The organism is Paraburkholderia dipogonis, assembly GCF_042680985.1.
Lineage (GTDB): Bacteria > Pseudomonadota > Gammaproteobacteria > Burkholderiales > Burkholderiaceae > Paraburkholderia > Paraburkholderia phytofirmans.
This window is the reverse complement of record NZ_JBHUFR010000032.1, coordinates 32392-50307: the sequence shown is the minus strand read 5'-3', so window position 1 is coordinate 50307 and position 17916 is coordinate 32392. Positions and strand designations below refer to the sequence as shown.

At 64.0% G+C, this 17916-nt stretch carries 19 protein-coding genes; 10 read left to right on the top strand and 9 right to left on the bottom strand.

What is annotated here, in order from left to right; translation table 11 throughout:
* Positions 1-33: 33 nt before the first annotated feature.
* The 6 genes from kdpA to ACFSNN_RS34245 form a co-directional block, all read right to left on the bottom strand.
* Positions 34-1839: a potassium-transporting ATPase subunit KdpA gene (kdpA, locus tag ACFSNN_RS34270; protein ID WP_134456684.1), complete on the bottom strand. Its 1806-nt coding sequence runs from the start codon at positions 1837-1839 to the stop codon at positions 34-36.
* Entirely contained in the window at positions 1836-1928 is a 93-nt protein-coding gene (gene kdpF, locus ACFSNN_RS34265; RefSeq protein WP_011487462.1) for a K(+)-transporting ATPase subunit F, read from the bottom strand. Before kdpF ends, kdpA begins: the two co-directional genes overlap by 4 nt.
* Positions 1928-2038: a hypothetical protein gene (locus ACFSNN_RS34260; protein ID WP_012432341.1), complete on the bottom strand. Its 111-nt coding sequence runs from the start codon at positions 2036-2038 to the stop codon at positions 1928-1930. Before ACFSNN_RS34260 ends, kdpF begins: the two co-directional genes overlap by 1 nt.
* Before the next feature lie 258 nt (positions 2039-2296).
* On the bottom strand, positions 2297-3271 hold the full coding sequence (locus ACFSNN_RS34255; protein WP_134456685.1) for a quinone oxidoreductase family protein: 975 nt from the start codon (positions 3269-3271) through the stop codon (positions 2297-2299).
* A 49-nt stretch (positions 3272-3320) separates the two neighbouring features.
* Positions 3321-3710, bottom strand: a complete 390-nt coding sequence (locus ACFSNN_RS34250; RefSeq protein WP_134456686.1) for a methylglyoxal synthase — start codon at positions 3708-3710, stop codon at positions 3321-3323.
* Between the two features lie 63 nt (positions 3711-3773).
* Complete coding sequence (locus ACFSNN_RS34245; RefSeq protein ID WP_134456687.1) at positions 3774-4553, bottom strand: SDR family oxidoreductase; 780 nt, start codon at positions 4551-4553, stop codon at positions 3774-3776.
* Between the two features lie 363 nt (positions 4554-4916).
* Between ACFSNN_RS34245 and upp the strand changes: the two genes are divergently transcribed.
* The 10 genes from upp (at position 4917) to ACFSNN_RS34195 (ending at position 15000) form a co-directional block, all read left to right on the top strand.
* Entirely contained in the window at positions 4917-5567 is a 651-nt protein-coding gene (gene upp, locus ACFSNN_RS34240) for a uracil phosphoribosyltransferase (RefSeq protein ID WP_012432337.1), read from the top strand.
* Positions 5568-6052: 485 nt separating this feature from the next.
* Positions 6053-6781: a YebC/PmpR family DNA-binding transcriptional regulator gene (locus tag ACFSNN_RS34235; RefSeq protein WP_012432336.1), complete on the top strand. Its 729-nt coding sequence runs from the start codon at positions 6053-6055 to the stop codon at positions 6779-6781.
* A gap of 243 nt (positions 6782-7024) precedes the next feature.
* A complete protein-coding gene (gene purD / locus ACFSNN_RS34230; RefSeq protein WP_012432335.1) occupies positions 7025-8323 on the top strand; it encodes a phosphoribosylamine--glycine ligase in 1299 nt (432 codons plus the stop codon).
* A gap of 296 nt (positions 8324-8619) precedes the next feature.
* Positions 8620-9543: an oxygen-dependent coproporphyrinogen oxidase gene (gene hemF / locus ACFSNN_RS34225; protein WP_134456688.1), complete on the top strand. Its 924-nt coding sequence runs from the start codon at positions 8620-8622 to the stop codon at positions 9541-9543.
* 20 nt (positions 9544-9563) lie between these two features.
* Positions 9564-10304, top strand: a complete 741-nt coding sequence (locus ACFSNN_RS34220; RefSeq protein ID WP_134458938.1) for a nicotinate-nucleotide adenylyltransferase — start codon at positions 9564-9566, stop codon at positions 10302-10304.
* A 5-nt stretch (positions 10305-10309) separates the two neighbouring features.
* Positions 10310-10774, top strand: coding sequence for a ribosome silencing factor (gene rsfS / locus ACFSNN_RS34215; RefSeq protein WP_134456689.1), 465 nt, complete (start codon positions 10310-10312; stop codon positions 10772-10774).
* A 73-nt stretch (positions 10775-10847) separates the two neighbouring features.
* Positions 10848-11318 carry a 23S rRNA (pseudouridine(1915)-N(3))-methyltransferase RlmH gene (gene rlmH / locus ACFSNN_RS34210; RefSeq protein ID WP_106306677.1) on the top strand — a complete coding sequence of 157 codons (471 nt, stop codon included), beginning with the start codon at positions 10848-10850 and terminating at the stop codon, positions 11316-11318.
* Positions 11319-11608: 290 nt separating this feature from the next.
* Complete coding sequence (locus tag ACFSNN_RS34205) at positions 11609-12238, top strand: Maf family protein (protein WP_134456690.1); 630 nt, start codon at positions 11609-11611, stop codon at positions 12236-12238.
* Between the two features lie 9 nt (positions 12239-12247).
* Entirely contained in the window at positions 12248-13717 is a 1470-nt protein-coding gene (rng, locus tag ACFSNN_RS34200; RefSeq protein WP_012432329.1) for a ribonuclease G, read from the top strand.
* A 620-nt stretch (positions 13718-14337) separates the two neighbouring features.
* Positions 14338-15000 carry a dihydrofolate reductase family protein gene (locus ACFSNN_RS34195; protein ID WP_377688825.1) on the top strand — a complete coding sequence of 221 codons (663 nt, stop codon included), beginning with the start codon at positions 14338-14340 and terminating at the stop codon, positions 14998-15000.
* A 61-nt stretch (positions 15001-15061) separates the two neighbouring features.
* Here the strand turns inward: ACFSNN_RS34195 and ACFSNN_RS34190 are convergent, their stop codons facing one another.
* From ACFSNN_RS34190 to ACFSNN_RS34180, 3 genes are all read right to left on the bottom strand, one after another.
* Positions 15062-16072, bottom strand: a complete 1011-nt coding sequence (locus ACFSNN_RS34190; protein WP_377688826.1) for a response regulator — start codon at positions 16070-16072, stop codon at positions 15062-15064.
* 94 nt (positions 16073-16166) lie between these two features.
* Positions 16167-16571: a response regulator gene (locus ACFSNN_RS34185; protein WP_134456692.1), complete on the bottom strand. Its 405-nt coding sequence runs from the start codon at positions 16569-16571 to the stop codon at positions 16167-16169.
* A 7-nt stretch (positions 16572-16578) separates the two neighbouring features.
* Entirely contained in the window at positions 16579-17916 is a 1338-nt protein-coding gene (locus ACFSNN_RS34180) for a sensor histidine kinase (RefSeq protein ID WP_134456693.1), read from the bottom strand.

The window sequence follows — 17916 nt, the reverse complement described above, 5'->3', positions numbered from 1 at the left end:
CATGGGCCGCTTGCGTCATCTCATTGGGCCGCCTCAATGGGCGCCCATCATGATCAGATGTTCGACACCAGGACCGAGCGCGAGCGCGGGCACATAAGTCAGCGCGCCGACCAGCAGCACCGTGCCGAGCAACAGCACGACGAACAGCGGTCCATGCGTGGGCAACGTGCCGCCCGTCACGCCGATGCGCTTTTTCGCGGCGAGCGAACCGGCAATCGCGAGCACCGGAATGATCGTGCCGAAGCGGCCGAACCACATCGCGATCGCGGTGAGCCAGTTGTAGAACGGCGTGCTCACGGTGAGGCCCGCGAACGCGCTGCCGTTGTTATTGGCCGCAGAACTGAACGCGTAGAGGATTTCGGAGAAACCGTGCGCGCCGGGGTTGGCGATGCCCGCCTTGCCAGCGTCGGTGAGCACCGCGATCGACGTGCCGACCAGCACCAGCAGCGGCGTCAGCAAAACCACAATCGACACCATCTTCATCTCGTACGCTTCAATCTTCTTGCCGACGTATTCCGGCGTGCGGCCGATCATCAGCCCCGCCACGAACACGGCCAGCATCGCGAACACGAGCATGCCGTACATGCCGGAACCCACGCCGCCGAAGATCACTTCGCCGAGTTGCATCAGCAGCATCGGATAGAGGCCACCGATCGGCGTCAGCGAGTCGTGCGTGTTCGCAACCGCGCCGCACGAAGCCGCGGTGGTCGCGACCGTGAAGATGCCCGACTGCGCGATGCCGAAGCGCGTTTCCTTGCCTTCCGCGTTGCCGCCCGATTGCAGCGCGTTAGCCGACTGATCGACATGCAAGGCGGCGATGGCCGGATTGCCGCCCTGCTCCGCGCTGATCTCGCCGAACACGCAGACGGCGAACGCGATCGTCATGGCGGCGAGCACGGCCACGCCCTGCCTGCGGTCCGCGATCATGCGGCCGAACACCAGCGCCAGCGCCGCGGGAATGATCAGGATCGAGAAGATCTGCAGGAAGTTGGAGAACGGCGTCGGGTTTTCATACGGATGCGCCGAGTTGCCGTTAAAGAAGCCGCCGCCGTTGGTGCCGAGCATCTTGATCGCTTCCTGCGAGGCGACCGGGCCCATGGCGAGGGTTTGCGTCTTCACGGGCGTATCGACCGTCACCGGATTGCCCTTGGCGTCCTTCACCGGGTTGCCTTGCGCGTCGAGCTTCGGCGCGGCGTACGTGGTGGTTTGCAGCGTCGGCACGTCCTGATAGGCCTTGAAGTTCTGCACCACGCCCTGGCTCATCAACAGCGCCGCGACGATCGCCGCCATCGGCAGCAACACGTACAGCGTGACGCGCGTGAGATCGACCCAGAAGTTGCCGATGGTTTGCGCGGTGTGACGCGCAAAGCCGCGAATCAGCGCGATCACCACCACGATGCCGGTGGCCGCCGAGAAGAAGTTCTGCACCGTGAAGCCGAGCATCTGCGTCAGATAGCCGACCGTCTGCTCAGGCGTGTAATCCTGCCAGTTCGTGTTGGTCACGAAACTGATCGCGGTATTGAACGCGCCATCCACGGTCATTGGGCCGAACTGCTGCGGGTTGCCCGGCAGCCAGCCTTGCACGCGCAACAGCACGTACAGGAACGCCACGCCGAGCACGTTGAACGCGATCGTGGCGATCGCGTAGTGCTTCCAGCTCATTTCCTTCGACGCATCGACACCCGCGATGCGATACAGCAGACGTTCGACGGGACCGCCGAAGCGGACCACGCGCGAACTGCCGTCCATCACGGCGCTAAGATAGCGGGCCATCGGCACCGCGGCTGCCAGCAGCACGACGATGAAAAGGCCCGCTTGCAGGACATTGTTCGAGTTCATTCAATGTCCTCCGCGCGCAACAGCGCATAGACCAGATAGACGAACAGCAGCGCGGTGGCCGCGCCCGATAACCACAGAATCCAGTTCATCAGCGCGCTCCCTGCCCACGACGGAACTGCATCAACTTCTCGCAGCCGGCAATCAAAGCGAAGGTCAGCGCGGCAAACAGCACGAGCCCCCCGACATACAGCACATCCATTTTTGTTCTCCATTACACGGACTTTGGATAGCCGCAACGTTATGCCGAACCGTGTAAAGGCCTGGTCAAAGATGGAGTGGCGAGTATAAAAATCGCGTAAACGGACGAGGCCGTTCCATCCTGCGATGGAACGGCCTCGGGTTGACTGGGCCTCGTTTTGCGGCGTGCGGCGCCGGTTTGACCACGGCTTTGGCGCGTCCTTCGATGAGCTTCGTTTTTATACGGCCTTCGCTCTCGCGCTCAGGTCGTCGCCGTGCGTTACGGCAGGAGCACCGTCGAGCCCGTCGTGCGGCGCCCTTCGAGATCCGCATGCGCACGGCCGACGTCCGACAAAGCGTAGCGCTGATTGATGCTCGTCTTGACCTTGCCCGACACCAGCACGTCGAACAACTCAGTGGACGCCGCCTCGTAGTCGCTGCGTTTGGCGATGTAGGTAAAGAGCGTAGGCCGTGTGAAGAACAGCGACCCACGTCCCGCGAATTCCGACGAATCGATCGGCGGCAGCGGCCCCGACGCGTTGCCGAAGCTCACGAACAGGCCGAGCGGCGCAAGGCAATCGAGCGAGCCCGTAAACGTGTCTTTACCGATCGAGTCGTACACCACCGGTACGCCCGCGCCGTTGGTGATCTCGCGCACGCGTTTGGTGAAGTTCTCGCGCGTGTAGACGATCGCGTGATCGCAACCGTGCGCCGTGGCGATCTCCGCTTTCTCATCCGAGCCGACCGTGCCGATCACCGTCGCGCCGAGCGCCTTCGCCCACTGGCACACCAGCAGACCGACGCCGCCCGCCGCGGCCTGGATCAGGATCGTGTCGCCGGCTTTCACGGGATACGTGCGGCGCAGCAGATAGTGCGCGGTCAGGCCTTGCAGCATCACCGAGGCGGCCTGCTCGTCGCTCAGCGCGTCGGGCACCTTCACGACCTGCGCGGCGGGCAGCACACGTTCCTGCGCATACGCGCCGGGCGGACGTCCCACGTACGCGATCCGATCGCCCACCTTCAGACCGCTCACGCCCGCGCCGAGCGCCGTCACTTCGCCGGCCGCTTCCATGCCGAGGCCGCCGGGCAGCGGCAACGGATAGAGACCGGTGCGGAAGTACACGTCGATATAGTTCAGCCCGACCGCCGTCTGCCTGACGCGGATCTCGCCCGTGCCCGGCTCACCGACTTCGACGTCGACCCACTTCATCACTTCGGGACCGCCGGTTTTATCGAATCGGATTGCTTTGGTCATCACGTCTCCTTGAGGTTGGTTTTGATTCAGGCGTGCCGGGAGCGAAAGCTCAAACCTGTTGCGTGAGCCGCAAGGTCAGCGAGTCGAGCACCATGCGCGCCGTCGAAATATTGGTCGCGCACGGAATGTTGTGCACGTCGCACGCGCGTACCAGCGCGTTGATGTCCGGCTCGTGCGGCTGCGGCGTCATCGGGTCGCGCAGGAAGATCACCATGTCCACGCGCCCTTCCGCGAGTTGCGCGCCGATCTGCAGATCGCCGCCGTGCGGGCCGGACAACATCCGCTCGACCGTGAGGCCGTGAGTGGCGGCAATGCGCCCGCCGGTCGTGCCGGTCGCCACGATGTCGCAGCGCCTGAGCGTGTCGACGTATTCGCCGGCCAGTTTGACGATATCGTCCTTTTTGTGATCGTGCGCGATCAGCGCGATGCGGGTGGTCATGACGTAAGACTCCTGAAACCGTGGTGATTGTCGTTGTTGTGGCGATGCTCGATGATGGGCCGCTCAGAACGTGCCGGGATAGGCGCCGCCGTCGATCAGCCAGTTCTGTCCGGTGATGTAGCCGGCATGCACGCTGCACAGAAACGCGCAGGCGGCGCCGAATTCCTCGCGCGTGCCGAAACGGCCGGCGGGGATCGTCTTCGTGCGCTGCTTGCGCGCCTCGTCGACGGAAATGTTTTGCGCCTTGGCTTGCGCCTGAAAAGTAACGCCGATGCGGTCGGTGTCGAACAGTCCCGGCAGCAGGTTGTTGATGGTCACACCGGTGGGCGCGACCTTGCGCGCGAGTCCCGCGACGAAGCCTGTCAGCCCCGAGCGCGCGCCGTTGGACAAGCCGAGCACGTCGATCGGCGCCTTCACCGCCGAACTCGTGATATTGACGATGCGGCCGTAACCGTTCGCGCTCATTGAGTCGATGGTCGCGCGTATCAGTTCGATCGGCGTGAGCATGTTGCTCTCGAGCGCGCGGATCCAGTCTTCATGCGTGAAGTCGCGGAAGTCGCCCGGCGGCGGGCCGCCCGCGTTGTTGACCAGAATGTCCGGCTGCGGACAAACGGCGAGCGCCGCCGCGCGGCCTTCCGGCGTGGTGATGTCGCAGGCCACCGTCTTCACTTCCACGCCGCTTTGCTTGCGGATCTCCGCGGCGGTCGCTTCCAGCGTCTCGGCGGTGCGCGCGACGATCGTCAGGTTGACGCCTTCGGCGGCGAGCGCTTCCGCGCAGCCGCGCCCCAGGCCCTTGCTGGCCGCGCAGACCAGCGCCGTGCGTCCTGCGATTCCCATGTCCATCAATGTTCTCCTCGTGAAGTTGTGCCGCGTGAAAAACGCCGGGCCGCGGCAAGTTTTCCACGTTCCTCAGAGCTTGGCGCAATACGACAGGTCTGAGGCCGCGTTCTCGGGAAACCGCGGACCGCCTCGAGCGCTCGCCCCTCGGCCTCGACCCCGGCGACAGATCCAGGGCCCTCTCGCGGCAAAAGTTTCCCCGATTCTAGAAGAATCGGTGCCGGACTGTGCCGGGCCTGTGCAATCTCCGGTATCTTCGGGCGGCACTCTTTCGGTAAACTTGCGCCGTGGCGCGTCCGCCAGCCAGCCGGTTCTCCGGCCGCGCGGCGCGCCGAACCGATCCCTCTAGCCGCCCCGTGCGCACCCGCCATGACCCAGGACAGCCGTTTTCCCAATCTCTTCATCCTCGATCACCCGCTGATCCAGCACAAGCTGTCGCATATGCGCGACCGGGATACCTCGACTCGCACGTTCCGCGAACTGCTGCGCGAAATCACGCTGCTGATGGGCTATGAAATCACCCGCAACCTGCCCATGACCACGCGCCGCCTGACCACGCCGCTCGTCGAGATCGACGCGCCGGTGATCGCCGGCAAGAAGCTGGCGATCGTGCCGGTGCTGCGGGCCGGCATCGGCATGTCGGACGGCCTGCTGGAACTCGTGCCGTCGGCGCGGGTGGGCCACATCGGCGTGTATCGCGCCGAGGACCATCGCCCGGTGGAATATCTGGTGCGCCTGCCCGATCTCGAAGACCGCGTGTTCATCCTGTGCGATCCGATGGTCGCGACCGGCTATTCCGCCGTGCACGCGGTCGACGTGCTCAAGCGCCGCAACGTGGCCGGCGAGAACATCATGTTCCTCGCGCTGGTCGCCGCGCCTGAAGGCGTGCAGGTGTTCCAGGACGCCCATCCGGACGTCAAGCTGTATGTCGCCTCGCTCGATTCGCATCTGAACGAGCACGCGTACATCGTGCCGGGTCTCGGCGACGCCGGCGACCGTCTGTTCGGCACGAAAAACTGAACGCGCCCCGAAAAGCGCGCGACGGCGTGCGTCAGCCGCCGTCGCCACGCACTTTTCGCGGCGTTGAGCGCTATCTCGTCCTCTGCCGCCCCCGTGCGGCGTGATAAAATTCGAATCCGCTCAAAGAGCGGCTCAACTCGCATCACCGTTTACCACACCGCCTGGCGCATCGCGCCTTTCGCGGGGCTTGGCAGGCCGGCGCGGCGTTTGCCGCGTGCCAGCCGCACCGCCCCGTCCCAATCGCGCCGCGAACTCGCGGTCCTGCTAGAGCCGGGCCGGCTGGCCGTGATCAGGCGCGAGACGCTCAGCCACGGGCGGTTGGCCACGAACAGTTGAGCTGGGCCGTCAGGCAGCGGGCGGTTTGACAGCGAGGCGCACAACACCGCGAACGCGCGCACGGCGCGCGAACACGAGCAAGCGCCCGACATCGCAACGACAATTGCACAATGCGTGCGCCCCACCGGCGCGCGCGATGGAGAACAGGTATGGCGGGTCATTCGAAATGGGCCAACATCAAGCATAAGAAAGCAGCGGCCGACGCCAAGCGCGGCAAGGTCTGGACGCGGCTCATCAAGGAAATCCAGGTCGCGGCGCGCATGGGCGGCGGCGACATCGACTCGAACCCGCGTCTGCGGCTCGCCGTCGAAAAGGCGTACGACGCCAACATGCCGAAAGATAACGTCAACCGCGCGATCCAGCGTGGCGTGGGCGGCGTGGACGGCGCAAGCTACGAAGAAATCCGCTACGAAGGCTACGGCATCGGCGGCGCGGCGGTGATTGTCGACACCATGACCGACAACCGCACGCGCACGGTGGCGGAAGTGCGTCACGCGTTTTCGAAGAACGGCGGCAACATGGGCACGGACGGCTCAGTGTCGTTCATGTTCGATCATGTCGGCCAGTTCCTGTTCGCGCCCGGCACGGCGGAAGACAAGCTGATGGAAGCCGCGCTCGAAGCCGGCGCCGACGACGTCGTCACGAATGACGACGGCAGCATCGAAGTGCTGTGCCCGCCGAACGATTTCCCGAAGGTGAAGTCGGCGCTGGAAGCCGCCGGATTCAAGGCCGAACTGGCCGAGGTGACGATGAAACCTCAGACGGAAGTCGAGTTCACCGGCGAAGACGCCGTGAAAATGCAGAAGCTGCTCGACGCGCTGGAGAATCTGGACGACGTGCAGGAAGTCTATACAAACGCCGCGATTGCCGACGAATGAGCGCGCCCCGGCGGCGCGTGCTGCGTGGCGCATGCACTTGCATCGCACCGCGCCCGCGCCGCCGGCCCTCGCGTCGTTGCTGATTGGGCGTGCGTGTTGCCTCACGCCGCGCGACCACCCGGGTTCGCACTGTGCCCTGCGCGCCGCCACCGGCTGCTGCGGGCCTCATGCGAACCTTGCTGTCTTTCCACGGCTGAGCGTGCTGCGTCAGCCGTTTATGGTTTCTAAGTCTCGGGGATTCACATGAAGTTACTCGTCGTCGGTTCCGGCGGTCGCGAACATGCACTCGCATGGAAGCTCGCGCAATCGCCGCGGGTTCAGCTCGTCTACGTTGCTCCGGGCAACGGCGGCACCGCCCAGGACGAGCGTCTGCGCAACCTCAACATCACGGATCCGGCTGCGCTCGCCGATTTCGTCGAACAGGAACAGATCGCCTTCACGCTGGTCGGGCCGGAGGCGCCGCTGGCGGCTGGCATCGTCAATCTGTTCCGCTCGCGCGGTCTGAAGATTTTCGGGCCGACCAAAGAAGCCGCTCAGCTGGAAAGCTCGAAAGACTTCGCCAAGGCGTTCATGAAGCGCCACGCGATCCCCACGGCCGAATACGAAACCTTCGCCGACGTCGCCGCCGCGCACGCCTATCTCGACGCCAAGGGCGCGCCGATCGTCATCAAGGCCGACGGCCTCGCCGCCGGCAAGGGCGTGGTGGTTGCGCAAACGCTGGAAGAAGCGCACGCCGCGGTCGACATGATGCTGTCGGACAACAAGCTCGGCGACGCTGGCGCGCGTGTCGTGATCGAGGAATTCCTCGCCGGCGAGGAAGCCAGCTTCATCGTGATGGTCGACGGCAAACATGTGCTGGCGCTCGCGTCGAGCCAGGATCACAAGCGTCTGCTCGACGGCGATCAGGGCCCGAACACGGGCGGCATGGGCGCCTACTCGCCCGCGCCGATCGTCACGCCGCAACTGCACGCCCGCGTGATGCGCGAAATCATCCTGCCCACGGTGCGCGGCATGGAGAAGGAAGGCATCCGCTACACCGGTTTCCTGTACGCCGGTCTGATGATCGACGCGCAAGGCAACCCGAAAACGCTCGAATTCAACTGCCGCATGGGCGACCCCGAAACGCAGCCGATCATGGCGCGTCTGAAGGGCGACTATTCGAAAGTGGTCGAGCAGGCTATCGCCGGCACGCTCGATACGGTGGAACTGGAGTGGGATCGCCGCACCGCGCTCGGCGTCGTGCTCGCCGCGTACAACTATCCGGACACGCCGCGCAAGGGCGACCGCATCAACGACATTCCCGCTGAAACCGCGGATTCGGTCACGTTCCACGCCGGCACTACGCTGGCGGACGGCAAGCTGACCACCTCGGGCGGCCGCGTGCTGTGCGTGGTGGGTCTGGCGGATTCGGTGCGCAGCGCGCAGTCGGTCGCGTATGAAACGATCAACCAGATCTCGTTCGACGGCATGCAGTATCGCCGCGACATCGGCTACCGTGCGTTGAACCGCAAGCACGACGTCAAGACGGACGGCAAGCACTGAGGCACGACCCCGCACGCACGCCCGCAGCGCCAACGGCGCTACACTGCGGGTTTTCGCGAGGGGTTTTGCGTCGCGCTTTGCACCGGTGGCCGCGCCCGCCGCAGAAGACGGCGCGATACAAACCGGCGCGGGCCCAACGTGGCCTGACCAAAGCCCGCCGCGGCGGCAGTTTTTCCGCCCGAAGCGAAAACCGTATGGCCACGCCTTCGCAGGTTTCACCCTGACGCGGGCCCGGCCGTCGCCCTTCACGAAGAACCTGCGGCACGACAAGCGTGCCGCCCTCAGCATCTGCATTCATGACCGATTCGAGCTACGACGCACAGGCCGTGCGCAGCTGGCTGCAAGGCCTGCAAACGCATATCGCGGACACGCTCGGCGCGTTCGACGGCACGCCGTTCGCCACTGACGCATGGCAGCGCGCGCCCGGCGAAAAGCTGCGCGGCGGCGGCTACACGCGGATTCTGGAAGGCGGCAAGTTCTTCGAGCGGGCCGGCATCGGTTTCTCGGACGTCGCGGGCGACGCCTTGCCGGGCTCGGCGAGCGCGGCCCGTCCGCAACTGGCCGGTCGCGGCTTCGAGGCGATGGGCGTGTCGCTCGTGCTGCATCCGCACAATCCGCACTGCCCGACCGTGCATATGAACGTGCGTCTGCTGATCGCGACCAAGGCGGGCGAAGAGCCGGTGTTCTGGTTCGGCGGCGGTATGGATCTGACGCCGTACTACGGCTACGAGGAAGACGCGCAGCATTTCCATCGCACCTGCCGCGACGCGCTGCAGCCTTATGGCGCGGACCTCTACCCGAGTTTCAAGCGCTGGTGCGACGAGTATTTCTTCCTCAAACATCGCAACGAAGCGCGCGGCATCGGCGGAATTTTCTTCGACGATTTTTCGGCGCCAGGCTTCGATCAATCGTTCGCGATGCTCAGAAGCGTCGGCGACGCGTTCCTCAAAGCGTACCTGCCGATCGTCGAAAAGCGCCGCAACATTCCGTACGGTCAAGCCGAGCGCGATTTCCAGGCCTACCGGCGCGGGCGCTACGTCGAGTTCAATCTGGTCTTCGACCGTGGCACACTGTTCGGGCTGCAGAGCGGCGGGCGCACGGAATCGATCCTGATGTCCATGCCGCCTGTGGTGAACTGGCGTTACAACTGGCACCCCGAACCGGGCACGCCGGAAGCGCGTCTTTATAGCGATTTTCTCGTGCCGCGCGAGTGGGTGTGAGGCGCAGGCCCGCACCGCGCATCGTCACGACAAAGGATCTTCACCTGAAGCCGAACGCTCATCCTGTTGCCCTGCCTCGCCGGATCGGACTGCTCGGCGGCACTTTCGATCCGATCCACGACGGCCACCTCGCGCTCGCGCGGCGTTTCGCGCACGTGCTGAAATTGACCGAACTCGTGCTGTTGCCGGCCGGCCAGCCGTGGCAGAAAGCGGACGTCTCGCCGGCCGTGCATCGGCTTGCCATGACGCGCGCGGCGGCTAGCGAACTCGTGTTGCCGGGCGCAACCGTGCATGTCGCGACCGACGAAATCGAGCACGACGGCCCGACTTACACGGTCGACACGCTGCAACGCTGGCGTGAACGCGAAGGCGAGGAGGCCTCGCTTGCGCTCCTGATCGGCGCGGATCAACTGGTGCATCTCGACACATGGCGCGACTGGCGGCGCCTGTTCGACTATGCGCATATTTGCGCGGCCACGCGGCCCGGCTTCGACCTCGCGTCGATTCCGCCCGTGGTCGCAAAAGAAATCGACGCGCGCCGTGCCCGCGCCGACGTTCTGCAAGCCACGCCCTGCGGCCACTTGCTGATCGATACGACGCTTGCGTTCAACGTTTCGGCCACCGACATTCGCGCGCATCTGCGCGAACAGGTGAGCCAGCGGCTCGCCCTCGCAGGCGACGAACAGCAAGACCAGGCGGCGAGCCATGTCCCCACTGCGGTGTGGGACTATATTCTTCAACATCATCTGTACCACCGGTAACCTCAATGGATATTCGCAAACTGCAACGCGTGATCGTCGACGCTCTCGAAGACGTCAAGGCGCAAGACATCAAGGTGTTCAACACCAGCCACCTGACCGCGCTGTTCGATCGCGTGATCGTCGCGAGCGGCACCTCCAATCGCCAGACCAAGGCACTCGCTTCGAGCGTGCGCGAGAGCGTCAAGGAAAACGGCGGCGACATCGTCAGTACCGAGGGCGAGGACGTCGGCGAATGGGTGCTGGTGGATTGCGGCGACGCGATCGTGCACATCCTGCAACCGGCGCTGCGCCAATACTACAACCTCGAAGAAATCTGGGGCGACAAGCCGGTGCGCATCAAGCTGTCCACGCCGGATCCGTTCGGCGGCGCGCGCTCGAGCGAACCCGATGAAGACGAGGACGAAGACGAAGACCAAGCAGCGCCGGCCGTGAAGAAGCCCGCGCGCAAGACGGCCGCACGCCGCAAGTAAGTCAGTCGCCGGCGGGCCGCGGGCGCTTCACAACGCTCTGGTCCGTGATGACATTCGCGTTTTTCGATCCGTCATGAAACTGCATATCCTCGCCGTCGGCCACAAGATGCCGGACTGGATCGCCACCGGCTTCGACGAATACGCGAAGCGCATGCCGCCCGAGTTGCGCATCGAGTTGCGCGAAATCAAACCCGAGCAGCGCTCGTCGGGACGGCAGGCGGACAGCGTGATGGCCGCCGAGCGGCTGAAAATCGAAGCCGCGTTGCCGAAGAACGCGCGCATTGTCGCGCTCGACGAACGCGGCAAGGACTGGACCACCATGCAGCTCGCCGGCGCCCTGCCCGGCTGGCAGCAGGACGGCCGCGACGTGGCGTTCCTGATCGGCGGCGCCGACGGGCTCGATCCTCAGTTGAAAGCGCGCGCCGATATGCTGCTGCGCGTCTCCAGCCTGACCTTGCCGCACGCGATGGTCCGCGTGCTGCTGGCCGAACAGCTTTACCGCGCGTGGACCATCACGCAAAATCACCCCTATCATCGCGTGTGAGCGAACGAGGCGGCGCGGAGAATGCGCGGCGCGCGTGTCGTCCTGGCGTGTCGTAGTAGCGTCTTCTAGTCGCACGCCCTGGTCGCGCTTTGTAGCGCACGTTTGAATCGCGCTTTGTCGCCGCGTTTTTCGGGTTGCATCTGCGACGCCGAGTGACGCGCATGCTGGCATGCACAACGGCGTGCGCGCAGTACGCGTCGTCATGCTCGCACCGATGATTTTCCCACCGCACCGATCGACGCCCGACACCCGTCGCGCCCTCACGCAATCCGCTTCATCGAGACCTGTTCATGTCCACGTCCGCCGCTTCGCTGCATCCATTCGTCTACCTCGCTTCGCAGAGTCCACGCCGCCAGGAGCTGTTGCAACAGCTCGGCGTGCGTTTCGAACTGCTGCTGCCGCGTCCCGATGAAGACGCCGAAGCGCTCGAAGCCGAACTGCCCGGCGAACGCGCGCACGACTATGTGCAGCGGGTGTGCGTCGCCAAGGCGCATGCGGCGCACGCGCGCCTCGTGGCCGGCGGCCATGCCGCGCGGCCGATTCTGGTTGCGGATACAACCGTCACGATCGACGACGCGATTCTCGGCAAGCCCGTCGATGCCGACGACGCCGTCGCAATGCTCAAACGCCTCGCCGGCCGCGACCACGAAGTGCTGACTGCCGTGGCCGTCGTCGATGCCGAGGGCGCGTTGCTGCCCGCCGCGCTATCCGTGTCGAAGGTGCGTTTTGCTGCACTGCACGCAGATGCGATCCGCCGCTATGCGGCGAGCGGCGAGCCGCTCGGCAAGGCGGGCGCATACGGTGTGCAGGGGCGCGCCGCGGAGTTTATCGAACATATCGACGGGTCCTATTCAGGTATCATGGGTTTGCCGCTTTTTGAATGCGCTGCCCTCCTGCGTGCAGCGCGCATCGACTTCTAAAATAACACCATGAATGAAGAAATCCTGATCAATGTCACGCCGCAGGAAACGCGCGTCGCGCTGGTCCAGCAAGGCGCCGTCCAGGAACTTCACGTCGAACGAACGCTGTCGCGTGGCCGCGTCGGCAACGTCTATCTCGGCAAGGTCGTACGCGTGTTGCCGGGCATGCAATCCGCCTTCATCGACATCGGTCTCGAACGCGCCGCGTTCCTTCACGTTGCCGACATCTGGCACCCGCGCATTGCCGGCGAACCGCAGCATCAAACACCGCATCAGCCGATCGAGAAAATCGTCTTCGAAGGCCAGACGCTGATGGTGCAGGTCGTGAAGGATCCGATCGGCACCAAGGGCGCACGGCTATCCACGCAAGTAAGCATTGCCGGGCGCACGCTCGTGTATCTGCCGCAGGAGCCGCATATCGGCATCTCGCAGAAGATCGAGAGCGAAGCTGAGCGCGAAGCCGTGCGTGCGCGTCTGACCGCCGTGCTGCCCGCCGATGAGAAAGGCGGCTACATCGTGCGCACCATCGCGGAAGATGCGACCAGCGAAGAGCTGGCCGGCGACGTCGCGTATCTGCGCAAGACGTGGGCGACGATTCTGTCGCAAGGTCAGCGCATGCCGCCTACCAGTCTGCTGTATCAGGATCTGAATCTCGCGCAACGCGTGCTGCGCGATTTCGTCAACGACGAGTCGTCGCGCATTCAGGTCGACTCGCGCGAGACATATCAGATGCTGGCGGATTTCGCGGCCGAGTTCACGCCGGCGGTGTCGTCCAAGCTGCACCACTACACCGGCGAGCGGCCGCTCTTCGATCTATACAACATCGAGGCGGAAATTCAGCGCGCGTTGTCGCGCCGCGTGGATTTGAAGTCGGGCGGTTATCTCGTGATCGACCAGACCGAGGCGATGACGACCATCGACGTGAATACCGGCGGCTATGTTGGCGCGCGCAACTTCGACGATACGATCTTCAAGACCAACCTCGAAGCCGCGCACACCATTGCGCGGCAATTACGTCTGCGCAATCTGGGCGGCGTGATCATTATCGACTTCATCGATATGGAGAATGTCGAGCATCGCGATCAGGTGTTAGGCGAATTGAAGAAGGCGCTGTCGCGCGATCGCACGCGTGTGACGGTGAATGGGTTCTCGCAGCTCGGGCTCGTGGAAATGACGCGCAAACGTACGCGAGAGTCTCTCGCGCATGTGCTTTGCGAACCTTGTCCGGTTTGCCAGGGCAAGGGGCAGGTCAAGACGCCGCGAACGGTGTGTTACGACGTGCTGCGCGAGATTCTGCGCGAGTCGCGGCAGTTCAATCCGCGCGAGTTTCGCGTGGTGGCTTCGCAGCAGGTGATCGACCTGTTTCTCGAGGAAGAGTCGCAGCATCTGGCGATGCTGATTGATTTTATTGGCAAGCCGGTGTCGCTGCAGGTGGAGTCGAATTTGAGTCAGGAGCAGTACGACATCGTGCTGATGTAGGGCTTACCCGATATCAATCCGTATCACACCACATCGCCAAGAGCCGTATCCATAAAGGCTTTGCCGTTTTCACTACTTCCAACGCCCGCACGCCGGCATTCACGATTCGGATGGACGGGTACGAATATCAGTTCCCGCCGGCGATCCTGGAGTCGTGGAACTCCAACGAGCGATCCACAAGGTCAAGGCTGTGGCGAGTCCACAGATGAAAAAACTCCTCGACCAAGTGCGCTGCACACGAACCAGCCATGTCGAATGTGCCGGTGGACGCTTCTGGTCCATCATCGTGTATGACGCAGCCGGCGACCTGCATCCGAACCCGGACAACACGTACTCCATCAACAGCCTCACCGCAAAAAAACGCCGGACAGTTCGACGACCATTCGCTTCGGCGATTGCACGGCTAGCGCAACCAATTGCATCGCCATCATGCCGGGCTGGAACTATATGGTCCGCTTCTATCGTCCTCGAATTGAAATTCTCGATGGGACGTGGAGGCTGCCGGAGGCAAAGCCCATCTCGTAGGTGGCGAGGTTTCCTGCAGATCTGTCTGTCGAACCGGCTTAACCTCAGTACACTGTTCCACAAAGGATGATCAAACGTCCAGGCGGAGACACAGGATGACACGAGTTCGCGTTAACGGCTTCACCATCTCGCTCGACGGATACGGAGCAGGTCCAAATCAGAGCATCGACAATCCGCTCGGCATCGGCGGGACGGATCTGCACCAGTGGTTGATTCCAACGCGCACGTTCCAGCATTCCTTGTTCGGCAAGGACGGCGGCACGACCGGGATCGACGACGACTTCGCCGCCCGTGGCTTTGAGAATGTCGGGGCGTGGATTCTCGGGAGGAACATGTTCAGCCCCGATCGCGGGCCTTGGCCGGACATGAACTGGAAAGGCTGGTGGGGCGACAATCCGCCGTATCACGTGCCGGTTTTCATCATGACGCATCATGCGCGTCCCCCCATCGAGATGGAAGGCGGCACGACGTTTCATTTCATCACCGGCGGCATGCGCGAAGCGCTTGAAAGAGCACGCGAGGCGGCCGGCGGAATGGACGTGCGCATCGGCGGTGGAACGAATACCATCCAGCAGTATCTTCGCGAGAGCCTTATCGACGAACTGCACATTGCTATCGCACCGGTCCTGCTCGGCCGAGGAGAACGGCTGTTCGAAGGCGTTGACTTGCGGGCTCTGGGATACGAATGCGTCGAGTTCGTAGCATCGGAAAAAGCCACGCACGTCGTCCTACGGCGCGAGGGGCGCGCGGACGCCTGACAACGGGTTGCAGCGGCCGGCGTCATGCGCTGCTTCTCGCACAGAGCCTCGTCTCTGTCGCCTAGCCGAGCGCCCGCTCCGAAAACCGTTCGATCCAGAGCGCCAGGCGGTCGGCCGCAAAACTGGCGGCGCGTGTGCCGGCGCGGCAGACGATGGTGTCGCCTTCACGCGCGAACCGCAGGGCGCCGCCGGCTTCTTCCAGCCACAGCAGGCCAGCCAGCCAGCCGGCGTGCTCGGCCGATACAGCCTGAGCCACGGGCCGGGTGAGGAACTCACTCAACGTGGCCGGCGAAGTCCAGATTAGCGCGTCGCCATCGCCGCGCACCGCGGCGCCGAGAACTTCGGTGAATACCTGCACCGCCTCGCCAGCGCTACGTCCCGCATTCTGCGTACGCAACTGCGCGAGACGCGTGCTGACCGCATGGCCGAAACTGCCGCTGCCTTCGCTCTCGACACGCACCAGGTCGGCGTAGTCCATACGCTGCCAGTCCGGCTCCACATTGCGCGTACCAGCCAGGTCGGCACCGGCCAGGTAAGTCTCCACCGGCTGGAAGCGGCCCGGGCCGATCAGGCTGGCGCACAGCGTCTGCACGATGCCGATGCGGGTGGCCACGGTCTGCGTCTGCAGCACGCTCAGCTTCTCGCGCACGAGCTGGTCGCGTTCCTTGCGCAGCCCCGACAGCTCCAGCGCCTGCTTCATCTCCATGCGCAGCGCGCTGATGTCCCACGGCTTCTTGATATAGCGATGTATCTGGCCCTGGTTGACGGCCTCGACAGTCTGGTCCAGCTCCGAATACGCCGTGGTCAGAATCCGGACGATGTGCGGATAGCGCTCGCGCGCGTAGCGCAGAAGTTCGTTGCCATATTCGCCCGGCATGCGCTGGTCGGATACGAGCACGGCCAGGCTGGCGGCGTGGGCATCGAGCATTGCCTTGCCGTCCTCCACGGAGGCGCCCGTCACCACCGGCGCGATGGCGCCGATGGCGCGCTCGAAGTATTTGACCGCGGTGGCTTCGTCATCAACGAACAGAATCGCCGGGGGCGGTGTCTGGTTGGCAATCGTATCGCTCATGGGTAACTCCTGATTCGATCTTTCAAATTTGGGCATTCCAGCGTCACAGTCGTGCCGGCGTTCGTGGCAACCGGGCCAACCCGCAAACGCTGCATCATTTCGGGCGCGATGCCGTGGCCGTTGCCGCAGACGCCAGCACCTCGCGCACTGTGGCCACGCCTAGCGGCTTCTCCAGGATTCGAAACACCTCGCCAGAATTGACCGCTCCCAGGAGCGCGTGGTTATCCGCATAGGCTGTCACCAGGATCCGCACGATATGCGGATACTCCTCCGAGACCTGCCGCAGCAGGTCGTCGCCGAGCCGGCCCGGCATGCGGAAGTCGGTCACCAGAATCGTCACGCGCGCACCTTCGCGGCGCAGGATCGACATGGCCTCGTCCGCGTCGCCGGCGAGCAGCACCTCATACTCATGGCCAGCCGAGCGCGCAAAGTACTTGCGAGCCAACTCCTCGTCGTCGACATACAGGACAGTGGCCCGCGCTTGTTGGGTCTCTTTCATCTCGACATCACTCCAGACGCGGCAGGTCGAAGTTGAACGCCGTCCACTCGCCCAACTGGCTTTCCGCAAACAGTGTGCCGCCGTGCCGCTCCACCACCGCATAACTGATCGACAGGCCAAGGCCGAGGCCTTGGCCGACTTCGCGGGTCGTGAAGAACGGTTCGAACACCCGCGCCAGATTCTCCGCGGCGATGCCCGGGCCGTTGTCGCGCACATTCACATGCAGCCGGTCGTCCCGCCATTGCGCCGCGACATGGACCTTCGGCGATACGGTGCCGGCCTTGTGCATGGCCAGAGCGGCATTCGAGAACAGGTTGATGAGCACGCCGATGATGGCGGCTTCGTCGCCCAGCACCAGCGTGTCGCCGGGCAGCTCGCGCGTGACGCTCACGCCGCGCAGTTCATGCGCGCTCAGCCGGATCGACGAGTCAAGGGCCTTCTCGAACAGGAACGGCACGTCGTCCGCCGCCGCGCCGGGCTTGCGGTAGGCAAAGGTCTTCAGGTCCGACACGATATGCTGGATGCGGTGCATGCCCTGCTTGACGTCCGTCAGGCACTCCTGCAGCGACGCGCTGTCCTTGACCTGCGGTTCCTCCATGGCTATTTCGATGGCCATCAGGCAGAAGTTCACCGGGTTGTTGACCTCGTGGAGCAGCCCCGCGGACAGCGTGCCGATCGCAGCCATCTTCTCCTGCTGCAGCAGTTGGCCCTTGATCTGCGCGAGGTTTTCATTGGTCAGGGCGAGCTGGTCGTTTTTGTGCGCCACCTCATCCTTCAGCCGGAAAAGCTGGAAACGGCCCTTCTCGTTGAAGTAGGTGTAAATGGAACTGGCCAACGCACAGAAGAAGATCAGGATGAGCTGGAACTGAAACTTGCTTGGGTTCTGGATGCCGCCCGGATGTGCCGCGCAGGCGACGTAGTAGAGCGCGACGGTGGCCAGGCCGAATGCCAGCGTCTGCCAGTAGCCGGAGGGGAACAGGATCCCGACGGCGAAGATCGTCAGCATGAGCCCGGCATAGAATAGCGACTCCCCACCCTGGGTGACATAAATCATCCACGAGATCATTGCCTGCGGCAGCAGCAGCCAGAAGAAGGTGATGACCTGCACGTGGCGTTTGCCCGTTTGCGTGTAAAGCGAGAGCAATGCGAGGCCGATGGCCGCGCTGGTCAGTATCCGAACGATGGCAAAGCGCTTCTGCTCGGCCGGATACACGACATAGTCCAGCGCCACGCCCATCAGCACAAGCACGATCACGGTCAGGCCGCCAGCCTTGCTGCACAGCAACCGGTAGTCGCGCAATTCTTCACGATAGTTCGAACGTAGCCCAGCCAGCGATGTCGTCAT

Bases quoted from the DNA above. Each gene is read 5' to 3' on its own strand.
- kdpA (WP_134456684.1), bottom strand. From the start codon at position 1,839: ATGAACTCGAACAATGTCCTGCAAGCGGGCCTTTTCATCGTCGTGCTG.
- kdpF (WP_011487462.1), bottom strand. From the start codon at position 1,928: ATGAACTGGATTCTGTGGTTATCGGGCGCGGCCACCGCGCTGCTGTTC.
- ACFSNN_RS34260 (WP_012432341.1), bottom strand. From the start codon at position 2,038: ATGGATGTGCTGTATGTCGGGGGGCTCGTGCTGTTTGCCGCGCTGACC.
- ACFSNN_RS34255 (WP_134456685.1), bottom strand. From the start codon at position 3,271: ATGACCAAAGCAATCCGATTCGATAAAACCGGCGGTCCCGAAGTGATG.
- ACFSNN_RS34250 (WP_134456686.1), bottom strand. From the start codon at position 3,710: ATGACCACCCGCATCGCGCTGATCGCGCACGATCACAAAAAGGACGAT.
- ACFSNN_RS34245 (WP_134456687.1), bottom strand. From the start codon at position 4,553: ATGGACATGGGAATCGCAGGACGCACGGCGCTGGTCTGCGCGGCCAGC.
- upp (WP_012432337.1), top strand. From the start codon at position 4,917: ATGACCCAGGACAGCCGTTTTCCCAATCTCTTCATCCTCGATCACCCG.
- ACFSNN_RS34235 (WP_012432336.1), top strand. From the start codon at position 6,053: ATGGCGGGTCATTCGAAATGGGCCAACATCAAGCATAAGAAAGCAGCG.
- purD (WP_012432335.1), top strand. From the start codon at position 7,025: ATGAAGTTACTCGTCGTCGGTTCCGGCGGTCGCGAACATGCACTCGCA.
- hemF (WP_134456688.1), top strand. From the start codon at position 8,620: ATGACCGATTCGAGCTACGACGCACAGGCCGTGCGCAGCTGGCTGCAA.
- rsfS (WP_134456689.1), top strand. From the start codon at position 10,310: ATGGATATTCGCAAACTGCAACGCGTGATCGTCGACGCTCTCGAAGAC.
- rlmH (WP_106306677.1), top strand. From the start codon at position 10,848: ATGAAACTGCATATCCTCGCCGTCGGCCACAAGATGCCGGACTGGATC.
- ACFSNN_RS34205 (WP_134456690.1), top strand. From the start codon at position 11,609: ATGTCCACGTCCGCCGCTTCGCTGCATCCATTCGTCTACCTCGCTTCG.
- rng (WP_012432329.1), top strand. From the start codon at position 12,248: ATGAATGAAGAAATCCTGATCAATGTCACGCCGCAGGAAACGCGCGTC.
- ACFSNN_RS34195 (WP_377688825.1), top strand. From the start codon at position 14,338: ATGACACGAGTTCGCGTTAACGGCTTCACCATCTCGCTCGACGGATAC.
- ACFSNN_RS34190 (WP_377688826.1), bottom strand. From the start codon at position 16,072: ATGAGCGATACGATTGCCAACCAGACACCGCCCCCGGCGATTCTGTTC.
- ACFSNN_RS34185 (WP_134456692.1), bottom strand. From the start codon at position 16,571: ATGAAAGAGACCCAACAAGCGCGGGCCACTGTCCTGTATGTCGACGAC.
- ACFSNN_RS34180 (WP_134456693.1), bottom strand. From the start codon at position 17,916: ATGACGACATCGCTGGCTGGGCTACGTTCGAACTATCGTGAAGAATTG.